The sequence below is a fragment of the Achromobacter sp. LC458 genome (genome assembly GCF_001005835.2).
GTDB classification, from domain to species: domain Bacteria; phylum Pseudomonadota; class Gammaproteobacteria; order Burkholderiales; family Burkholderiaceae_B; genus Achromobacter; species Achromobacter spanius_B.
This window is the reverse complement of sequence record NZ_LBHW02000013.1, coordinates 112,463-132,997: the sequence shown is the minus strand read 5'-3', so window position 1 is coordinate 132,997 and position 20,535 is coordinate 112,463. Positions and strand designations below refer to the sequence as shown.

19 protein-coding genes and 1 pseudogene are annotated in these 20,535 nt (G+C 65.7%); 8 read left to right on the top strand and 12 right to left on the bottom strand.

The features are described from left to right. Positions 1-27: 27 nt before the first annotated feature. Together YH64_RS13555 and YH64_RS13550 are read left to right on the top strand one after the other, a co-directional pair. On the top strand, positions 28-624 hold the full coding sequence (locus YH64_RS13555) for an NUDIX domain-containing protein (protein WP_046804758.1): 597 nt from the start codon (positions 28-30) through the stop codon (positions 622-624). A gap of 22 nt (positions 625-646) precedes the next feature. Beyond that, positions 647-979: a 2Fe-2S iron-sulfur cluster-binding protein gene (locus YH64_RS13550; protein WP_046804757.1), complete on the top strand. Its 333-nt coding sequence runs from the start codon at positions 647-649 to the stop codon at positions 977-979. Between the two features lie 193 nt (positions 980-1,172). On the opposite strand, the gene YH64_RS13545 is transcribed toward YH64_RS13550, so the two are convergent. The 8 genes and pseudogenes from YH64_RS13545 to YH64_RS13510 all read right to left on the bottom strand — a co-directional run bounded on the left by YH64_RS13545 (position 1,173) and on the right by YH64_RS13510 (position 7,367). Beyond that, a complete protein-coding gene (locus tag YH64_RS13545; RefSeq protein ID WP_046804756.1) occupies positions 1,173-1,556 on the bottom strand; it encodes a hypothetical protein in 384 nt (127 codons plus the stop codon). A 34-nt stretch (positions 1,557-1,590) separates the two neighbouring features. Next, positions 1,591-2,289, bottom strand: coding sequence for a thioredoxin family protein (locus YH64_RS13540; protein WP_046804755.1), 699 nt, complete (start codon positions 2,287-2,289; stop codon positions 1,591-1,593). 50 nt (positions 2,290-2,339) lie between these two features. After that, positions 2,340-2,702, bottom strand: a pseudogene (locus YH64_RS13535) (SRPBCC domain-containing protein); the annotation flags it as partial. Next, complete coding sequence (locus YH64_RS13530; RefSeq protein WP_046804753.1) at positions 2,690-3,184, bottom strand: metalloregulator ArsR/SmtB family transcription factor; 495 nt, start codon at positions 3,182-3,184, stop codon at positions 2,690-2,692. The pseudogene YH64_RS13535 and the gene YH64_RS13530, both read right to left, overlap by 13 nt. A 66-nt stretch (positions 3,185-3,250) precedes the next feature. Beyond that, positions 3,251-4,561: an MFS transporter gene (locus YH64_RS13525; protein ID WP_046804752.1), complete on the bottom strand. Its 1,311-nt coding sequence runs from the start codon at positions 4,559-4,561 to the stop codon at positions 3,251-3,253. Between the two features lie 287 nt (positions 4,562-4,848). After that, complete coding sequence (locus YH64_RS13520) at positions 4,849-6,087, bottom strand: hypothetical protein (protein WP_143215374.1); 1,239 nt, start codon at positions 6,085-6,087, stop codon at positions 4,849-4,851. Between the two features lie 14 nt (positions 6,088-6,101). Continuing rightward, on the bottom strand, positions 6,102-6,830 hold the full coding sequence (locus YH64_RS13515) for a helix-turn-helix domain-containing protein (protein ID WP_046804751.1): 729 nt from the start codon (positions 6,828-6,830) through the stop codon (positions 6,102-6,104). A gap of 99 nt (positions 6,831-6,929) precedes the next feature. Continuing rightward, positions 6,930-7,367, bottom strand: coding sequence for a gamma-glutamylcyclotransferase (locus YH64_RS13510; protein ID WP_046804750.1), 438 nt, complete (start codon positions 7,365-7,367; stop codon positions 6,930-6,932). A 136-nt stretch (positions 7,368-7,503) separates the two neighbouring features. Between YH64_RS13510 and clpB the strand changes: the two genes are divergently transcribed. Beyond that, positions 7,504-10,110: an ATP-dependent chaperone ClpB gene (gene clpB / locus YH64_RS13505; RefSeq protein WP_046804749.1), complete on the top strand. Its 2,607-nt coding sequence runs from the start codon at positions 7,504-7,506 to the stop codon at positions 10,108-10,110. Positions 10,111-10,183: 73 nt separating this feature from the next. On the opposite strand, the gene YH64_RS13500 is transcribed toward clpB, so the two are convergent. Then, the gene (locus tag YH64_RS13500) at positions 10,184-11,845 is read right to left on the bottom strand and encodes an S-layer protein (RefSeq protein ID WP_143215373.1); all 1,662 of its coding nucleotides are present in this window, start codon (positions 11,843-11,845) and stop codon (positions 10,184-10,186) included. Positions 11,846-11,957: 112 nt separating this feature from the next. Next, complete coding sequence (locus tag YH64_RS13495) at positions 11,958-12,659, bottom strand: TetR/AcrR family transcriptional regulator (RefSeq protein WP_255444419.1); 702 nt, start codon at positions 12,657-12,659, stop codon at positions 11,958-11,960. A 165-nt stretch (positions 12,660-12,824) separates the two neighbouring features. Between YH64_RS13495 and YH64_RS13490 the strand changes: the two genes are divergently transcribed. From YH64_RS13490 to YH64_RS13480, 3 genes are read left to right on the top strand one after another with little or no spacing between them, the layout of a single operon-like run. Further along, positions 12,825-14,039, top strand: a complete 1,215-nt coding sequence (locus YH64_RS13490) for a Tm-1-like ATP-binding domain-containing protein (RefSeq protein ID WP_046804746.1) — start codon at positions 12,825-12,827, stop codon at positions 14,037-14,039. A gap of 42 nt (positions 14,040-14,081) precedes the next feature. Next, complete coding sequence (locus YH64_RS13485; protein WP_046804745.1) at positions 14,082-14,912, top strand: phosphoenolpyruvate hydrolase family protein; 831 nt, start codon at positions 14,082-14,084, stop codon at positions 14,910-14,912. Between the two features lie 7 nt (positions 14,913-14,919). Continuing rightward, positions 14,920-15,396 (top strand): SRPBCC family protein, encoded by a 477-nt coding sequence (locus tag YH64_RS13480; protein ID WP_046804744.1) that lies wholly within the window; start codon positions 14,920-14,922, stop codon positions 15,394-15,396. Between the two features lie 81 nt (positions 15,397-15,477). Here YH64_RS13480 and YH64_RS13475 read toward each other — a convergent pair whose 3' ends face one another. Continuing rightward, positions 15,478-16,461, bottom strand: a complete 984-nt coding sequence (locus YH64_RS13475) for a LysR family transcriptional regulator (protein WP_046804786.1) — start codon at positions 16,459-16,461, stop codon at positions 15,478-15,480. Positions 16,462-16,550: 89 nt separating this feature from the next. Here YH64_RS13475 and YH64_RS13470 point away from each other — a divergent pair, with 89 nt between their 5' ends. Beyond that, positions 16,551-18,023 carry an amidohydrolase family protein gene (locus YH64_RS13470; RefSeq protein WP_046804743.1) on the top strand — a complete coding sequence of 491 codons (1,473 nt, stop codon included), beginning with the start codon at positions 16,551-16,553 and terminating at the stop codon, positions 18,021-18,023. Continuing rightward, positions 18,023-18,979 (top strand): tripartite tricarboxylate transporter substrate binding protein BugE, encoded by a 957-nt coding sequence (locus tag YH64_RS13465; RefSeq protein ID WP_143215378.1) that lies wholly within the window; start codon positions 18,023-18,025, stop codon positions 18,977-18,979. Before YH64_RS13470 ends, YH64_RS13465 begins: the two co-directional genes overlap by 1 nt. Positions 18,980-19,136: 157 nt before the next feature. Here YH64_RS13465 and YH64_RS13460 read toward each other — a convergent pair whose 3' ends face one another. Further along, positions 19,137-20,534 (bottom strand): sulfite reductase subunit alpha, encoded by a 1,398-nt coding sequence (locus YH64_RS13460; RefSeq protein WP_046804741.1) that lies wholly within the window; start codon positions 20,532-20,534, stop codon positions 19,137-19,139. Position 20,535: the final 1 nt, after the last annotated feature.

Genomic DNA, 20,535 nt, shown 5'->3' with positions numbered 1-20,535 from the left:
CTTGTTTCAACAGACCCAGTTGCCGTCATGACCCGCCCATCTTCCGTTAGCGATACGCATCTTGTCGAAACGCTGGTGAACAGCGAAGCGCCGTTTGAAGGCAGCTTTTTGAAGGTTCGCCGCGATACCGTCAGCCTGCCCAACGGCCACACCGCCACCCGCGAATACATCGTGCATCCGGGCGCTGTCGTGGTGATTCCGTTGCTTGACGACGGCCGGGTTCTGCTTGAACGCCAGTTCCGCTACCCGATCGGTCGCGTCATGACCGAATTCCCCGCCGGCAAGCTCGACCCCGGCGAAGACCCGCTGGTGTGCGGCAAACGCGAATTGCTTGAAGAAACCGGCTATATCGCCGACCAGTGGGCGCATGCCGGCGCGTTGCATCTGGCGATTGCCTATTCCACCGAGATCATCCACATCTTTTTTGCGCGCGGCCTGCGCGCTGGCGACAGGCAACTGGACCAGGACGAATTCCTGGATGTGATCAGCGCCGAACCCAGCGAACTTCTGGCTGCATGCAGCCGTGGCGAAGTCACCGACGCCAAGACCTTGACGTGCGTGTTGTGGATGCAAAACGTCTTGTCGGGCGCGTGGAAGTTGGACTGGCAAGACAACGCCGCCTAGCCGTCACGGCAAGCCAGTCGCCATGGCCGCATTCCCTGTCCTGGTCCAGCCGTCCGGCCTGCGTTTCGATGCCGAGGCGGACAGCTCGGTGCTGTTGGCGGCCCAGGCGGCCGGCATCAAGCTGCCCAGTTCGTGCCGCAACGGCACGTGCCGGGCCTGCATGTGCCTGATGCTGGATGGCTCGGTGACGTACTCGGTGCAATGGCCCGGGTTGTCGCGGGACGAAAAGGAAGAGGGTTGGATCCTGCCATGCGTGGCCCGCGCGACCTCGGCGCTTGAGATCCAGGCCCCGCTTGCCGAGCCGCTTGCGCCCACGGCGCCGGTCGCGCGCCCGTTGACCGGGGCGCGGCGCTGAAGGCAGCCAAGGAAGCTCGAGCGCCCTGAGCCCGTCTATACCCGCCCTAAGTCCGTCTCTGCGCGCCTTAAGCCCGTCTCTGCACGCCTTAAGCCCGTCTCTGCGCGCCTTAAGCCCGTCTCTGCACGCCCTAAACCCATCTCTGCTCGCCCTAAACCCATCTCTGCTCGCGCTAAGCCCCTCTCTGCACGCCCTAAGCCCATCTCTGCGCGGCCAAAGGCAGTACCGCCATCGCCATGCCTGCCGCCATGCCCAGTACCAAGCCAGCAAACGGCGCGGCGCCGGCCGCTAGCGCCATCCCCACGCCCAGCCGTGCGCCGACCACCATGCCGGCAGCCATCAGCGCGGCGCACAACATGCGCGCCGCGGCCGACGGCGCGCCGGGCCAGGGTGCCAGCGCCGCCAGTGCCATCGCGACGCTGGTGGCGGGCATCAGGACGGCATGCCGCCACGCCAACCCCCACCAGGTGCCCGGCGCGCCGCATTCGCTGGCGAGCAAGGGCGCGGGCGTCTGGCGTGTGTCGATGGCCAGCCCGATGAGCATGGCCGCCACGCAAGCCAGCCATAGCCATGCCATGGCGCGCGCTGCCCGCGTAGCCGCCCGCGCCGTGCTAGCCGCACGCGTGGCAGGCCGACGGGGCGTTGTCGTACCGGTCATGGTGGCGCACCCAGTCGCCCAGGTTGAAGTGCGGGCCGGATTCGTTACGGCCCAGTGGCGCGAATTCCAGGTAGTTGTAGGCGCCCGCCAGGCGTTCCACGCCGCGTTCGAACGTTGAATAGGTGTGGAAAATCTCACCGTCCGGGTCACGGAAAAACGCGCTGATGCCTGATCGCTCTTGAACGCTGCCGTCAGCCTGGGCCACCGAGGCCTGCATGTCGAAGTTAAAGTCGCAACCTTCGGACGACACCCATGGAAACTGCCAGCCCATCCGTTGCTTGAACGCTTGCAGCTTGCCCAGCGGCGCGCGCGATACGGCAACTACCGACACGTCGTGATGGCGCAGATGCATCATTGCCGCCTCCATATGGTCGACCAGGAACGAGCAACCTACGCAGCCTTCCTGCCAATCCGGGCCATACATGAAGTGGTAGACCAGCAACTGGCTGTTGCTGGCGAACAGATCGGCCAAGCCCATCGGCCCGTGCTCGCCTTGAAACTGGTAGCGTTTGTCCACCTGTACCCAGGGCAGCTCAAGGCGTTCGCGGGCCAGCGCGTCCTGGTTGCGGGTCAGTGCTTTTTCGCGGGCCAGCAGCGCCAGGCGCGCGGCTTCCCATTCGGGGCGTGATACGACGGCGTGATTTGTCTGCATGATGCGGCTCCTGATGGCGGGCCGGTCCGGCCCGCGGGCGGCAAGGCAACTCAGACGGCGCTTGCCAGGTGATCCGCCAGCCGATCCATGGCGCCCGCCCAGCCGGCTTCGTGGCCGTCTCGGGTGGGCTGATCGACAAACGGGGTTTGCAGGAAGGCCAGTTCGGTGCCGCCCTGCGCGGGGGTGAATTCAAGGGTGATCAATGAGGTGTCGTCGGGCGTGTCGCGCCATGCCCAGGTGAACACCAGGCGGCGCTGCGGTTCGACTTCCTGGTACACGCCGCTGGCGTAATGCGCCTGGCCGTCTTCCGTCACAAAGCCCACTTCATAGGCGCCGCCTACGCGCACGTCGGTGTCGGCCTGCAACACGCGCTGCGTGCCGGCCGGGCCGAACCATTGCATTAGCGCGTGCGGGTCGGTCCACGCGCGCCAGAGGCGTTCGGCCGACGCGGTGAAGCGTCGGGTGAGTCGGAGTTCAAGCGGGGCGCTAGCGTCGGCGTCGCGGCCGGAAGTTGCGGCGTTGTCGCCGGGCTTGTTCGGGATGGGGTCGGTGGGCATGGGTGGATCTCCTCGTCGTGATACAGATATCGGGCCAGTGAATCCAGTTGCCCGGTCCAGAACTTCTCGTAGCGCGCCAGCCAGTCGGATGCGGCCCGCATCGGCTCGGGCGACAAGGTGCAGCTGACCACGCGCCCGTCCTTGGCCCGTGAGATCAGCCCCGCGTCTTGCAGCACCCGCAGGTGCTTCAGGAAGGCGGGCAAAGACATGGCGTGCGGGCGCGCCAGTTCGCTGACTGACGCGGCGCCGTTTTCCAGGTCGGCCAGCACCCGGCGCCGCGTGCTGTCGGCCAGGGCGGAAAAGACGCTGTCCAGCGTGTCATCGTTTAAGTTAACCATAAGGTTAAGTATCCGCCCGGAAAAAAGCCGGCGTCAAGCCGGCGGTGATTGGGAATTTCCCTGACGTCAATCGTGGCGGTGCATGGCGGATTGATGCTTGGTGTCTCGCATCGTGGCATACACCAGCAGGGACACGAAGATCACGCCCGCCAGGTAGTAGTAGAACCATTGCTCGTGGCCTTGCTGCTTGAAGAACAGCGCGATGGCCGGCGCGGTGCCGCCGAAGATCGACACGGTGATGGCGTAGGGCACGGCCACGCCCGTGGCGCGGATGTTGGTGGGAAACAATTCCGCCTTCACGACGGCGTTGATCGATGTGTAGCCCGCCGTGAAAACCCAGGCGCCGCAGATCAGCAGGAACGCGATGAAAGGGGACCGGGTGTGCGACAGGGTCATCAAAATGGGCACGGTCAGCGCCGCGCCCGCAACGCCGAAGAAAATCAGCAGCGGCTTGCGGCCTACCTTGTCGGACAGCGCGCCATACAGCGGCTGAAGGATCAAGGCAAAGATCAACGAGCCGGCGATGATGTAGGTGGTGGTGATGTCGGTAAAGCCCGCCGTCTGGCGAACAAAGGTCTGCATATACGTGGTGAACGTGTAGAACGCAGCCGTGCCGCCGGCTGTCAGGCCAACCACGATGGCGACCTCGCGCGGATACTTTGTCAGGCCGCGCAGCGAACTCGTTCTGGGCTTGGCTTTTTGTGCCTCTTGCGCCGCTTTATACGAATCGGTTTCCGGCATGTCGCGCCGCATCAGCGCCGTCACGATGGCCAGCAATGCGCCGATCACGAACGGAATGCGCCAACCCCATTGCACCAGTTCTTCATGCGTCAGGAACACGTTCTGCAACAGCAGCAATACCAGGATGGCGCAAAGCTGGCCGCCGATCAGCGTGACGTATTGGAAGCTGGAATAAAAGCCGCGATGTTCGGGGTCGGCAATTTCGGTCAGGTAGGTAGCGCTGGCGCCATACTCGCCGCCCAGGCTCAGGCCTTCGACCACGCGCGCCAGCGCCAGCAGGGCGGGCGCGGCCAAGCCGATCGTGGCGTAGGTGGGCGTCAGCGCGATGATCAGCGAGCCCACGCACATCATCCCCACCGATACCATCAACGACAGGCGCCGGCCGTGCCGGTCTGCAAGGTGGCCGAACAGCCAACCGCCCAATGGCCGCACGATGAAGCCGGCCGCGAACAGCGTGGCCGCATTCAGCTGCTGGACGACGGGATCGTGCGAAGGAAAAAAGGCGGGCGCGAAATACAGCGCGAAGGCGGTGTAGGCGTAGAAGTCGTACCACTCGACCAAGTTGCCCATGGAGCCGATGAAGATGGCCTTGATGCGGCGTTTTGCGTCGGGCATGGCCAGATACGTTTGCGTCATGACTGTTCTCAAGGTGAGCTTGTCGGGGAGTCGCCGGACACGCGAGCGCGCCTTGTCCTCGCCCGTCAAAATCGCAAGGTCAACCGCGAAATGGAACACGCATGGGCAATATCTTGCGCCTGGCCGCCGCGAAATGCACGCGTCGGCAAGGGCGATTCTTTAAGGATGTAGTCAGGTATGGCGCTTGCGGCCTAGACACATTCCGCTCCATTGCCGTGCATCGGCAGGCATCGCGGAGCGCCGCGGCAGGCACGCTATAGAGGCTGTTTGCCGCCTCTGTTTGCCACCTATTTGCCGCGCGGCTTGATGATGTCGCACGCGGCGGCGCGGTCGTCCGTCTGGGCGTCGCTGCCCAGCAACGCCTGGGCGCCGCAGACCGATGTGAACATGCCCTTGTTGTCATGCCCGACGCCGCCCACCTCGAAGCTGCTGCGATGCAAAGGCACGGGTTTCGGGCCACGCCCGGCCAGCACATATTCGTATTGGATATAGCCCGTGCCACGGGCCAGGCGCGTGGCGCCCTGCGCTTCGGCGCCGCAGGTCTTGTCCAGCAGCCGGTGTTCGGGGTTGTTGTCGGCGCCGCCCAACAGATAGGTGACGTCGCGCGCCGCGTAGCGCACGAACAGCCGGGTATCGTCGGTTTCGCGGGCGTAGGCCGGCAGCTTGTCGGTGCCGTACTTGTACTGGTTGTAGGTGGGGCAGATGCCGCGTTCGTAGGGCGCGTAGCCCTTGCCGTCGGCGCGGGGGCGCTCGTTGGTCAGGTACAGGTAGGACGACGGGTTGGCGATGACGTAGCGCAACGCCAGGCCATCGCGCCGCAGCGCGCCGTCAACGTTGTTCAGGATGGCGTAGCGTTGCACCAGCTGCGCGCCGGCGGAGTGGCCGGCCAGCACGATGCCTGCCAAGGCGGGCAGGCGCTTGCGGTCGTCCAGGCTGCGCAGCAGGTCGTCCAGCACCTGGAACGAGGCCACCGGCGCGGGGCGGCCGCTGGCCTGGATGCTGTCTTCGCCGTCTTCCCAACTGGATTTGCGCCACGCGGCCATGCCGCCAAAGCCCGAGTCGATCGACCCCGAAAACCGGGGCGCCAGAATCAAGGTGTCGCGGGCGCGGTCGGGGTTGTGCGACAGCAGCTGCGCGGCGGTGTCGTAGTAGCGGTCGGCGTCGCGCTTGACGCCGTGCACCACGATCAACACCTGCTTGATGTCGCGCAGGTCGTCCTTGGTCAGGTTGCGGTTGGCGTAGACGGGAATCTTGTAGCGATGGCCCGGCTTGCCCAGTTCAACGGGCTGCCAACGCAAGGGCGCGGCGCGTTTGGGCGCGGGCACCGTTTCGTCGTAGTCGTAGGGGTCGGGCAAGGGTGTCTGCGCGGGGGCAAGCCTTGGCGCCAGCAAGGCAGCCAGGGCCAGCGACACGCCCAGCGCTACGCCAGACGCCCGCCAGGAGGCGGGGCGCGTGGTGGAGCCGACGGCGGCACGAACGCTGGCGAGCGCGGCGTGGGCAGCGGAAGGGGCAGGCGCGCGTCGCATGGCGCGGCGGGCGTTCAGCAGGCCTCGTGGCCCAGCAGTTGCTTCAGGGCGGGCAGGTCCAGGATGCGGACCTCGCGCTGGTTGATCTTGATCAGGCCTTCGCGCGCGAATCGGGAGAACAATCGGCTGACGGTTTCCAAGGTCAAGCCCAGGAAGTTGCCGATTTCTTCGCGGCTCATGCGCAGCACGAACTCGGTCGACGAATAGCCCAGCGAGGCATAGCGTTGCGACAGATTCAACAGGAAGGCGGCCAGGCGCTGCTCGGAACGCATCGAACCCAACGAGGCCAGCATCTGGTGCGACCGCGTGATCTCGCGGCTCATCAGGCGGCGAAACTGCTGTTGCAGCGAGGGCAGGTGCGCGGCCACGCGATCCACTTCGTTCAGGCGGATGACGCAAACCTCGGAGTCTTCCAACGCGACGGCGGCGGACACGTGCTTGCCTTCAAGCATGCCGTCCATGCCGACGATTTCGCCCGGCAGGTGAAAGCCGGTGATCTGGATCTGGCCGGTGGCGTCTTCCAGCTGCGTCTTGATGCTGCCAAAGCGCACGCCATAGACAGCATCAAGCGGGTGGTCCAGCGAGTACAGCATCTTGCCTTTCTCAAGGCGTACGCGTTCTTGCACCAGCTCGTCCAGCTTTTCCACTTCGGCGGCTGCCATGCCCACGGGCACACACACGTGGCCCAACATACACGTGGAACAGTGGGCGGCATCCGGGGCGACGGGAACCCGTTTTTGCATACGATGACCTTTATAGTGCCCGTCGCGCCAGGAATGGCGCGTACGGGTGTACAAGCGTGAAGACAAAAAGCATTGTAGTCGGTTGTTACTACGGGCGTCTTACGTGCCCTTGGTTGCCGGACGCGATTGCCGATAGGCGATCCAGTCGTCTGCCGAGATATCCAAGGCCAACGCTCGCAGCGACGGATCAATGGGATAGTACTGGCAGTGCACGTCCCGCGCGCCGTTCAGGGGTGAATCCAGGCGCGCGATGGTCTCCCGGCGCACGAAACAGCAGGCTTGCCCGGGTACGTATTCTTCGATCTCGTCCATCAGCGCGATCAGCGCCGGGTCGACCCGATACACGTCGCCGCGCACCCGCCGCCCGTCATCCACCGGGATTAGACCGGGCCATGAGCCGAAGTCGACCAGCATGCCGGGCACCGTGGCCGGGCCTATCCAATGGGCCTCGGGCAGGCCGCGCCGGGCGGCGGCTTGCGCCAGATCATTGATTTCGCCCGTGCGTAGGGTGCCGTAGACGAAAACGTATATGCTCATAAATCGGTTTATCTCGCACGTCGAAGCAGTGAAGTGGGCGGCAGGGTGTTGAAATTTTGTCATCCGGCCACATATTCAGGGTATCGAGCCAGCCGGCACGTATCGGTCAGGCTCTCCAACAAGCCAAACGACCATTATGCGATTCGACAAACTAACCACCAAGTTCCAGCAAGCCCTGGCCGACGCCCAAAGTCTGGCCGCGCGCAACGACCACCCCTATATCGAGCCCGTGCACGTGCTGTCGGCGCTGCTATCCGACCCGGACAGCGGCGCGGGCAGCCTGCTGGCGCGAGCGGGCGTGGCGGTCAACCGCCTGACCCCCGCGCTTGAAGCAGCGATGAAGTCGTTGCCGCAAGTGCAGGGCGACGACAACGTGCAAGTGGGCCGCGACCTGAACGCGGTGCTGACCCGCACCGACAAGGAAGCCGCGCGCCGTGGCGACACCTACATTGCCAGCGAGCTGTTCCTGCTGGCGCTGGCCGAAGACAAAGGCGAGGCCGGCCGCATCCTGCGCGAAGCGGGGTTGCAGAAGAAAGCCCTGGAAGCCGCCATCGACGCCGTGCGCGGGGGCGAAAACGTGTCCGGCGCCGAAGGCGAATCCAACCGCGAAGCCCTGTCCAAGTACACCCTGGACCTGACCGAGCGCGCGCGCCAGGGCAAGCTGGATCCCGTGATCGGCCGCGATGATGAAATCCGCCGCACCATCCAGATCCTGCAACGCCGCACCAAGAACAACCCCGTGCTGATCGGCGAACCCGGCGTGGGCAAGACCGCCATCGTCGAAGGCCTGGCGCAGCGCATCGTCAACGACGAAGTGCCCGAAAGCCTGCGCGGCAAGCGCGTGCTGTCGCTGGACCTGGCGGCGCTTTTGGCCGGCGCCAAGTTCCGTGGCGAATTCGAAGAACGCCTGAAGGCCGTGCTCAAGGAATTGGGCCAGGACGACGGCAGCAACATCGTCTTCATCGACGAGCTGCACACCATGGTCGGCGCGGGCAAGGCCGAGGGCGCGATGGACGCGGGCAACATGCTCAAGCCCGCGTTGGCACGCGGCGAGCTGCACTGCATTGGCGCGACCACACTGGACGAATACCGCAAGTACATCGAAAAGGATGCCGCGCTTGAACGCCGCTTCCAGAAGGTGCTGGTGGACGAGCCCGACGTGGAATCCACCATCGCCATCCTGCGCGGCCTGCAAGAGCGCTACGAGATACACCACGGTGTTGAAATCACCGACCCGGCCATCGTCGCCGCCGCTGAGCTGTCGCACCGCTACATCACCGACCGCTTCCTGCCCGACAAGGCCATCGACCTGATTGACGAGGCCGGCGCGCGCATCCGCATGGAAATCGATTCCAAGCCGGAAGTGATGGACAAGCTTGACCGTCGCATCATCCAGCTGAAGATCGAGCGCGAAGCCGTCAAGAAGGAAACCGACGACGCCTCCAAGCGCCGCCTGGGGGTCATCGAAGACGAGCTGGAAAAGCTGCAACGCGAATACAACGACTTCGAGGAAATCTGGAAGGCCGAGAAGGCCGCCGTGCAAGGCACGCAGGCCATCAAGGAAGAGATCGACAGCGTGCGCGCCGAAATGGCGGAATTGCAGCGCAAGGGCCAATTCGACAAGCTGGCCGAACTGCAATACGGCAAGCTGCCCGACCTGGAATCGCGCCTGAAGGCCGCCGAAGTGGGCGCCGCGCAGGCCGCGGAAAACGCAGAGGGCGACAATGGCCGTCCGCGTCTGTTGCGCACGCGTGTGGGGGCGGAAGAGATCGCCGAAGTCGTCTCGCGCGCCACCGGTATTCCGGTGTCCAAGATGATGCAGGGCGAACGCGAAAAGCTGCTGCACATGGAGGAATTCCTGCACAAGCGCGTGGTCGGCCAGGACGAGGCCGTGCGCCTGGTGTCGGACGCCATCCGCCGTTCGCGTGCGGGCTTGGCGGACCCGGCTCGGCCTTATGGATCGTTCCTGTTCCTGGGCCCCACCGGGGTAGGCAAGACCGAACTGACGCGTGCGCTGGCCGAGTTCATGTTCGACTCTGAAGAGCACCTGATTCGCATCGACATGAGCGAGTTCATGGAGAAGCATTCGGTGGCGCGGCTGATCGGTGCGCCGCCCGGATATGTGGGCTACGAAGAGGGCGGCTACCTGACCGAGGCCGTGCGTCGCAAGCCGTACAGCGTGGTGCTGCTGGATGAAGTCGAAAAGGCGCATCCGGACGTGTTCAACGTGCTGCTGCAAGTGCTGGACGACGGTCGCCTGACCGATGGCCAGGGCCGCACGGTGGACTTCCGCAACACGGTGATCGTGATGACGTCCAACCTGGGTTCGCATCACATCCAGAGCCTGGCGGGCCAGCCGTACGACGTGGTCAAGGAAGTGGTGTGGGGCGAGCTCAAGCAGACCCTGCGTCCTGAGTTCCTGAACCGTATCGACGAAGTGGTGGTGTTCCATGGGCTGGAAGCGCAGCACATCGAGTCCATCGCCCGGATCCAGTTGCGCCGCCTTGGCGCCCGGCTGGAAAAGCAGGAGATGCGGCTGGAAGTCACCGAGGCCGCGCTGGCGGAACTGGCGCGTTCCGGCTTCGATCCGGTGTTTGGCGCACGCCCCTTGAAGCGTGCCATCCAGCAGCAGATCGAAAACCCGGTCGCGCGCCTGATCCTGGAAGGCAAGTTCGGGCCGCGCGATGTCGTGCCGGTGGATTGGCGCGACGGGGAATTCGTGTTCACCCGCACGTTGCAGTAAACCGGTAGCGTTTCGGTAAACAAAAAGCCTGGCATTGAAAAATGCCAGGCTTTTTTTACGCTCTGTGCAGGACTTACTGCGCAACCGTCACGAACACCGGGTTCGAATAGAACCACAAATCGTTGTAGTTGCGCGCGTTGATCGCGTTAAAGCGCGCGACGTTGTCGGCCAGGTCCACCTTGGCGTCGGGCAGCGGTTCACCGGCCGCCGTCTCGCCGGTAACGTCAACGCCAAGATTGGTGCCGCGCAAACGCAGGTACTGGCTCTTGTCTGCCGTGATCGTGGTCTTGATGACGTTGTAGCCGTCGGCGTCCACCGTCCAGTCGGCGCGTGTGTAGCGGGCCAGCACACGGGTGGACGGGTTGGTGTCGGCGTCATATCCCGGGGTGCCGGCGGCGGCGCGTGCCCCGACGTCGCCCACGATCAGGTCCACGTGGTTGACGGTGGGCTTGACGTAGGTGGGGTTGCCGCTTTCGATCGGGTATTCGTAATGGTTGCTGTCCGGGCTGCGAAAGCGGATGGTGACTTCCACCTTTTCGCCCATGGTGGCTTGCAGTTCGCCGCCCATGTGCACGACGCCGGCCGAGCCTTGCGCCTGGAAGTCCAGCGCATCGATCAGGTCGCCGAACACGCCGAAGACCCGGCCGCTTTTCAAGCCGGCCACCACCGCCTTCATGTCGTCGCCGTCCTTCCACACATGCGTCTTGGCGTATTCGCCCGGCGCGTAGCCCGAGCTGTACAGCCCTGAGGCGGTGCGGAAGTGGAAGTCGGAATCGGCCACCGTCCAGATGCGTCGGCCTTCGCCCAGCAGCGCGTCCCAGGTGCCGCCCAGGTGCGCCACCAGATAGTCCACGCCGCCGTACGTGCGGTTGGGCAGGAACGCGTTGGTGTAGGCCGTGGCGTAGCCGCCGCGATCCGGTTCCATCTGGTTGCCGACCATGCCTTCGATGGCGAAGAAGATGCCGGGCGCCAGGTCATTCATTTCGCGCAGCTGCGCGGCGGTGTACTTGCCCGCATAACGCGACGGGTGGTTCAGCAGCATGTAGCTGTCGGGGTGCTTGTCGCGCAGCCACGCCAACGCCGCCAGCGAATCGGCATGCGTGGTGTAGGCGCGCGTCTGGCCCGCCAGGCGCGACACCAGCAAGGGGTCGAACAGGGCAGGGGCGCGGTTGGTGAACAGGTATTCGAATTCGGCCACGGCTTGCAGCGACTTGTCCGACAGCGGGTCGTCGGTGCCGATGCCGATGTTCACGTGGTCATGCGTCGGCATGTCCCATTCGAACGACGAGAAGATGATTTTGTCGGCATAGCGCCCGGCGGCCTGCGCGGTCTTGATGAACGGCACTTCATACTGCGCCATGCCGGTGGAAAACGGGATGGCGCCGCCTGCCAGCGTAGTGCCGGTATGGTCGCGTCCCGATAGCCGCAGGTGGTTTGAAATGGCCGCCCAGTCCAGCTGGTAGCGGTCAAAGGCCTGGTCCAGCGCGCTTTCCAGGCTGACCTGCGCGTCGTCGGACTGATAGGTGTGCACGTGCAGGTCGCCCGTGGTCCAGGCGCCGGTTTCGACGGGCTTGGTGGGCTCGACCGGCGGCGCCGGCTCGGTCACCACAGGCGGGGTGGGGGGCGCGACGGGTTCATCGTCGTCGTCGCTGCCACCGCAAGCGCTCAACAAGGTGACGCAAGCCAGCGACAGGGGCAAGATGGCCCGCCGCACGCGGGATACTTCGAACTGCATGGACACACTCCAACGTCTGGCGACCCGCAACGGCGGGCCGCAAAACGCCGAACTATGCCCACGACGGGTGACGCGGGCATGACAGCAGGCCACCGCGATACGACGCGGGTGCCTAACGCTTGCGCGTGCTGCCGCCCTTGGCCTTGCCCACGCCCGAGCCCGCGCCGGTGCCCGCGCCCGCGCCCGCTTCGGCGAGCGCCTGCGTGATGATGGCGTTGGCCGTCCAGCGCACCACGTCCGTGACGGCGGGCAGGTCCAGTTGCCAGATGTCTTTCAACACCAGGAACACTTCGGTGCCATACACCAGCGAAAGCGCTTGCGCCACGCGGTCCTGTTGCGCGGATGTCAATGTCTGCGCCAGCGGCGCGATGGCGCGCTTGAGGATGTCGACGCGATGGCCGCGCACCAGTCGAGGCTCGGCGGCGTCCTTGCCGGCGCTGGCTTGCGCATGCTGCTGTAGCGACACCATGATGGCCGCGCGCAGCGGCGCTTCGTGGGACGCCAGCCGGGGGTAGGCAAAGCGCAGCAGTTCGTCGACACGGGCGGCTGCGTCGGACGAGTCGGAATCCCAGGCGAGGATGGGGCCCAGGCTTTCGTCCACCACGGCCGCGATCAACGCGCTTTGGCTGGGAAAGTAGCGATACGCGGTTGCGCGCGACACCTTGGCATGTTCCGCCAATTCCGCTACCGACGGGGTGATGCCCTGGGCCATCAGCTGTTGCGCTGCGTCCAGCAAGGTCTTGCGCATGCGGGCGCGCGGCCCGTGCGGCGGTTCGCCGCTGGCCTCGGCCTGACGGCTGGCGGGCGCGATCAGCCGCGCCGTGCCGCTCGTGGCCGAACGGCTGGCCGGGATGGCGGGAGTTTGACGTGAGACAGGCGTCTCAGTATGATTCTTTCGTCTCATTTCTTGATTCTACACAGGCCTTCAGGGCCTCACATATCGAGGCGCGCACCGAGTGTAGCCGCCCGCGGAGGAGCCATGACGCATTCGAACCGGCGGGTATTTGTTGCCGCCACCTATGACACCAAGGGCCAGGAAGCCGAGTACGTGGTGGACCTGCTGCGCCGCGACGGCGTGGACGTGGTGTCGGTGGACGTGTCCACCACGGGCGCGCCCAGTGCCGCGCAGATTCAGGCGCGCGACGTCGCCGCCAGCCACCCGGGCGGGGCGGACGCCGTGTTCACCGGCGATCGCGGCACGGCCATCGCCGCCATGGCGCTGGCGTTCGAGCGCTACGTGGCCGGCCACGCCGGCATCGGCGCGCTGTTGGGCCTGGGCGGCTCCGGCGGCACGGCGCTGATCGCGCCGGCCATGCGCGCGCTGCCCATCGGCACGCCCAAGGTGATGGTGTCCACGATGGCATCGGGCAACGTCGCGCCCTATGTCGGCCCGTCCGACATCGCAATGATGTATTCCGTGACGGACGTGGCCGGGCTGAACCGCATTTCGCGCCGCGTGCTGGCCAATGCGGCGGGGGCCATTGCCGGCGCGCATCGCATGGCCGCGGCCAGCGCCACAGCCGATGATGGCCGCCCCGCCGTGGGCATCACCATGTTCGGCGTCACGACGGCCTGCGTGCAGCAGGTGACCCCGCTGCTGGAATCGCGCTATGACTGCCTGGTGTTCCACGCCACGGGCACGGGCGGGCAGTCGATGGAAAAGCTGTTGGACAGCGGCTTGCTGGCCGGCGTGCTGGACCTGACGACCACCGAAGTCTGCGACTTTCTTTTTGGCGGCGTGCTGGCCTGCACGCAAGACCGCTTCGGCGCCGTGGCCCGCACGGGCGCGCCCTATGTGGGGTCTTGCGGCGCGCTGGACATGGTCAATTTTGGCGGCATGGACACCGTTCCCGAGCGCTATCAGGGCCGCCAGTTCTATCCGCACAATCCGCAGGTGACGCTGATGCGCACCACGGTCGAGGAAAATCGACGGCAGGGCGAGTGGATCGCCGAGAAGCTGAACCAATGCAATGGACCCGTGCGCTTCTTGATACCGGAAGGCGGCGTATCAGCGCTGGATGCACCGGGCCAGGCGTTCTGGAACCCCGAGGCCGACGCCGCCTTGTTCGCGGCGCTTGAGGCCAATGTGGTGCAGACCGCCGACCGCCGCCTGGTGCGCGTGCCGTGCCATATCAACGACCCGCTGTTCGCCAGGACGGCGGTGGACCAATTTCTTGACATCGCTACCCGTTGAATTCGCTATCCATTGAATTCGCTACCCATTAAGGAAGGCCCCATGCCGCGTTTTGACCGTAACGAACTGCTGGACAAGTTTCGCGCCATGGTGCGCGCCCGCACGCCTATCGTCGGCGGTGGCGCGGGCACGGGCTTGTCGGCCAAGTGCGAGGAAGCGGGTGGCATCGACCTGATCGTCATCTATAACTCGGGCCGCTATCGCATGGCGGGACGCGGCTCGCTGGCCGGCTTGCTGGCCTACGGCAACGCCAACGAGATCGTGGTCGACATGGGCCGCGAAGTGCTGCCGGTGGTCAAGAAGACGCCCGTGCTGGCCGGCGTGAACGGCACCGATCCGTTCTGCGATTTCGATGTGTTCCTGGATGACCTGACACGCCAGGGCTTTGCCGGCGTGCAGAACTTTCCCACCGTCGGCCTGATCGACGGCACGTTCCGCGCCAACCTTGAAGAAACCGGCATGGGCTACGCGCTGGAAGTCGACATGATCCGCTTGGCCCATCAAAAGGGCATGCTGACCACGCCGTACGTTTTCAACGAGGACGACGCCGTCGCCATGTCGAAAGCGGGCGCGGACATCATCGTGGCCCATATGGGCCTGACGACGGGCGGGTCCATCGGCGCGGAAACGTCGCAGACGCTGGACGATTGCGTTGCCGCCATCGACCGCATTGCCGATGCCGCGCTGGCGGTGCGTCCGGATATCATCGTGCTATGCCACGGCGGGCCCATCGCCACCCCCGAGGACGCCGCTTACGTGCTGCGCCACTGCAAGCAATGCCATGGTTTCTACGGCGCCAGTTCGATGGAACGCTTGCCCACGGAACTGGCCTTGACCGCCGCCACCCGCGAATTCAAAAACCTGACCTTCTGAGGTTCTCATGTCGCATACCGTCTTCGTCAGTGCCGTTATCCACGCACCGCTTGAACAGGTGTGGCCGTGCTTTCGCGATTTCGACGGCCTGGCCGCCTGGCATCCGGGCGTGGCGCAAAGCCGCCTGGAAGCGGACGGGCACCATGACGCGGTGGGCAGCGTGCGGTATTTGGCGCTTAAACCATCGGGCTTTGTGCGCGAACAGTTGTTGATGCTGGACGACCCCAACGCGGCGCTGCGCTATTCGATCATTGAAACCGACCTGCCCATGCGCGACTACACGGCGGGCGTGTCCTTGCATCGCATCACGCAGTCTGAGCAGACATCGGGGCTGCCATCGGGCGAACACACGCTGGTGCAATGGTGGGCGGACTTCCGTGTCGAAGGCGCCGAGCTTGCCGATGTGGCCCATGCCGTGGGGCAGAATGTGTTCGCGGCGGGCCTGGCGGCGCTGGACGAAAAGCTGCGCGCCGGCCACGCATAGCGGATAGCGCAGTCGCCTCCGCTAGGTCAGCGGCATTTAGGTCAGCGGCATTTCGGTCAGCGGCATTTATTTCAGCAGCATTTAGGTCAGCGGCATTTCGGCCAGCGTCTTGCGGCTGGCAGGCACGCGCTTGCACCCGGCGGGCAGTGGCGCGCCGCGCAGGTAATCGTGGATCGCGCGGATCAACGCCTGCGCCGCCGGGCTTGTCGGGTATTCCTTATGGCGGATGACGCACACCGTGCGCACCACCGTCGGGCGCGCCAGCAGCGCATAGGCCAAGCCGGGTTCCTGTACCCGGGCGGCGGCCAGCGCCGGCAACAGCGCCACGCCCAGCCCGGCCTTGACCAGCGCCGCCTGCGACGTGGTGCTGGACGCTTCGTAGAACGGTGCGCCGGCCTCGATCGGCAAGTCGGCGCGGGCGCGCAGCAGCGCCATGATGCCGGTTTCGTCCACCACCCCCACCAATTTGCGCCCCGCCAGGTCCGACCAGCGCATCGTGCCCTCCCGCCCCGGCTTCAGATGCGGGTCATCGGCCCGGTACAACACGCCGAAGCGGTCTTCCAGCAAGGGTTCAAAGTGCAGACCGGGCGCATCGGCCCACCGGCTGGTCAAGCCGAAGTCCACTTCGCGCGCCGCCACCTTGCGCTGGATGCGGCCGGAATTGTCGTCGCTCAGGTATAGGCGCACGGCGGGATATTGGGCCGCGAATGCGGCCGCCGCCGGCGCGATGATTTCGGTGATGGCCGATGGCGCGGCGGCCACGCCCACGCGCCCGCGCTCCAGCGCGCCATAGCGCACCACGTCTTCGATCACGCCATCAAAATCGGCCAGCAAGCGCATCACGCGCGGCAAAAATTCTTCGCCCGCCGCGGTCAGCAGCACGCGCCGGCTGGTGCGCGCGAACAGCTGCGTGGCCAGCGCGTCTTCCAGCTGGCGCACCAGGCTGGTCACGGACGATTGGGTCTGGAACAGCCGCTTGGCGGCGTGCGTGAAGCTGGATTCCTGGGCCACCGCGACAAACGCGGTCAGGTGCTTCAAGGTGACATGCTTGGGCAGGCGATTCATTTCAAACAACGATAGATGGATCAATAAAAACAATTTTTCCAGATTGATCGGACGGACGATACTAGGGGCTTCATCCAGGCGGGACGAACATGCAACACGGAAAATTGGATCTGATCATTGAAGGCGGCTCGGTCATCGATGGCCTGGGCGGCCCGCGACGGTTGGCGGACGTAGGGGTGAAAGACGAACGCGTGGCGGCCATCGGCGACCTGGCCCAGGTCCAGGCCACGCGCCGCATCGATGCGCGCGGCAAGATCGTGGCGCCCGGGTTCATCGATTCGCACGGTCACGATGACTTGATGTTCGTGGAAAAGCCCGGCTTGCCGTGGAAGACCAGCCAGGGCATTACGTCGGTGGTGGTGGGCAATTGCGGCGTCAGCGGCGCGCCCGCGCCCTTGCCGGGCAATACGGCGGCGGCCTTGGCGCTGCTGGGCGAAACGCCGCTGTTTGCCGACATGCACGCCTATTTCGATACCCTGCGCGCGCAGCAACCCATGATCAACGTCGCGGCGCTGGTGGGCCACGCCAACCTGCGCCTGGCCGCCATGCGCGACCCGACCGCCACGCCAACGCCGGACGAGCAGGACACCATGCAGCGCATGCTGGACGATGCGTTGACGGCCGGCGCGGTGGGTTTCAGCACAGGGCTGGCCTACCAGCCGGGCGGCGCCGCGCAACAAGATGAACTGGACGGCCTGGCCCGCGTGGCGGCCGCGCACGGCGCGCTGCACACCAGCCACATCCGCAACGAAGGCGACGAGGTTGAAGCCGCCGTGGACGAGGTGCTTTCCGTCGGGCGCAACACGGGCTGCGCCACGGTGCTGTCGCACCACAAGTGCATGATGCCGCGCAACTGGGGCAAAAGCCGCGTCACGCTGGCCAACATCGACCGCGCGCGCGCCGAGGACATCGACGTGGCGCTGGACATCTACCCGTATCCCGGCAGCTCGACGATCCTGATTCCCGAACGCGCAGACAGCATCGACGACATTCGCATTACGTGGTCGGTACCGCATCCGGAATGCAGCGGCGAATCGCTGGCCGACATTGCCGCGCGCTGGGGCTGCGACAAGACGCAGGCCGCACAGCGGCTGTGCCCGGCAGGCGCCATTTACTTCGCCATGGACGAGACGGAAGTGCAGCGCATCTTTCAACACGAATGCTGCATGGTCGGGTCGGACGGCCTGCCCAATGATGCGCACCCGCATCCGCGCCTGTGGGGCAGCTTCACGCGGGTGCTGGGCCGCTATGTGCGCGAGGCCGAATTGCTGACGCTTGAAGCCGCCGTGGCCAAGATGACGGCGTTGCCCGCGCGCGTGTTCGGGCTGTCCGGGCGCGGCCGGCTCAGCGTGGGCGCCTGGGCGGACATCGTGGTGTTCGACGCGGACACCGTGGGCGATTGCGCCACCTGGGACGCGCCGACGCTGCCGTCCATTGGCGTGGAACACGTGCTGGTCAATGGCCAACCGGTATTCCCGGAAACGCCGGGCATGAACCGCCCCGGCAAGATCTTGCGGCGCGAAGCTACATACAAAAACCCCAAGGAGACAAACCCATCATGATGCAAAAGACATTGATTACCCTGGCGCTGGCGGCGCTGTTGCCCACCGCCCACGCCGCGTTCCCGGACCATCCCATCACCCTTATCGTGCCGTTCCCGGCGGGTGGCCCCACCGACATCGTCGGCCGTGTCGCGGCGGCCAAGGCGGGCGAGATCCTGGGCCAGCAGATCGTGGTGGAAAACCGTACCGGCGCGTCCGGCACCATCGGCATGGCGGCCACGGCGCGCGCCAAACCCGACGGCTACACCGTGGGCCTGGCCACCGTCAGCACGCACGGCACCGCGCCGCACTTGTTCCCCAACCTGGCCTACGACCCGGTCAAGGATTTCACGCCGATCAGCAACCTGGTCACCAGCCCCAATATTCTTAGCGTCAACCCGAGCTATCCGGCACGGACGCTGGCCGATTTTGTGGCGCACGTGCGCGCCAATCCGAACAAGGACGGCTACGCCAACGCGGGCGCGGGCGGGGTGAACGACTTGGGCATGATCTGGTTCTTGCAGATCATCCGCGGCAAGATGAACAGCATTTCGTACCGGGGCTCGGCGCCGGCGTTAACCGATACGGTGGGCGGCGTGGTGCCGGTCATCTTCGATAATTTCCCGTCGTCGCTGCCGTATGTGAAAAGCAAGCATCTGCACGCGCTGGCCATCACGGGCACCGAGCGCAACCCGCGCCTGCCTGATGTGCCGACGTTCGCCGAGCAGGGTTACAAGGACTACGACGTCACGGCCTGGTACGGCGTGGTGGGCCCGGCCGGCATGCCCGCCGATGTGCGCGACAAGCTGGCCCAGGCGTTTGCGCAAGCCGTGCGCGACCCGGCCACGGCGGCGAAGATGGAGGAAACGGGTGCCTTTGCACTGGGCAATACGCCGGCGGAATTCGCGGAACAGATTCGCACGGAACGCGACCGCTGGAAAACGGTGATCGACCGCGCGCAGATCAAGCTGCAATGAGATCTGGCTGCGATGCGGGCCGGCTGTGATGCGATCAAGCTGCGATGCGATCAAGCTGCAATGAGATCGATCCGCGCGAGACCAAGCCGCAATCAGCAACTGGGGCCGGGCTGCGGCAGGTCCCGGCTGCGATAGTGTCGGGCGCAGCGCCGTAGCCTTAGTACACGTCGCGCCGGTAACGGCCGGCGTGCAGCAACGCCTGCAAGGCGTCGTCGCCCAGCACGTCTTGCAGTGCCGCGTCTACCCCGGACGCCATGCCTTGCAGGCTGCCGCAGACGTAGATGGCGGCGCCGTCCGCCACCCAGGCGCGCAACGCATCGGCTTGCTCGCGCAGCACGTGTTGCACGTAGCGGCGCTGGGCTTGGTCGCGCGAATAAACGGTGTCCACGCGTTCCAGCGTGCCGTCCGCTTTCCAGACGTCGATGTCGGCGCGGCAAAACGCATCGTGCGCGGCGTTGCGTTCGCCAAAGATCAGCCAGTTGCGCCGATGCCCCGCCGCGCGTCGCGCCTTGATCAGCGCGCGCAGGCCAGCCAGCCCGGTGCCGTTACCCACCAATATCATCGGGCGGCCATCGTCCGGCGCATGGAAGTTGCGATTGGTGCGTACGCGCAGATCGATCTGATCGCCCACCTGCGCCACCTGTGTCAGCCAGCCGCTACCTACGCCCAGGCCGCCGTCTGCCCCGGGCATCTGGCGCACCAGCAGGTCAATGGCCCCCTCTTCCGGCAGCGACGCAATGGAATATTCGCGGTGTGCTTGCAGCGGCCCGTCGCGTTCCAGCCGGGGGCCGATTTCCGCGATATCGCCAGCCAGCCAACTTGGCGTGCCGTGGGCCGGCGGGGTTAGCGTCAACAGGTAGCAAGGCCCGCCTGCGCTGCCGGGGTTTTGCAGCGTGCGCGCTGCGAGCCGCCACGGTTCGTAGTCCGGCGCCTGCCAATCGGGCAGGTCGCTGCGGCCGGTCAACAGGCTCAGGTGATGTTGCCAGTGGCGCAGCGCAGCGGGGTCGCCGTTGTCCACTTCCACCATGTCGAACAAGGGCGTAGCGCCCTGGGCGTGCAGCCAGTCGTTCAGCTGATGCCCAAAACCGCAGAACCGCGTGTATTCGCTATCGCCCAGCGCCAGCACCGCAACCTGCACACCGGCCAATGCCCGCGAGGGCGCGGCCTGCATCTGGCTGGCAAAGGCGGCTGCGGCGTCGGGCGGATCGCCTTCGCCATAGGTGCTGACCACGAACAGCACGCGGCGGTAGACGGGCGATTGCCCCGACAAGCGCGCCACATCCAGCTGCCCCAGCGACGCCACATGCACCGTCAGGCCGCCCGCGCGCAGTGATTGCGCGGTTTGTTCGGCCAGGGCCTCCGCATAGCCGGTCTGGCTGGCATATGCGATCAGCACGGCATCGGAATCAGAACCCCAGTCGGCGTTCAGGCTCAAGGCGGCCAGCGCCCGCGCCTGGCTGGCCTGATGCCGCCGCGCGCGGCGCCACGCCCACAGGCACAGCAGCAGCCACACTGCCACCACGCACGCTGCGGCGAACAATCGGGTAGGGCTCATC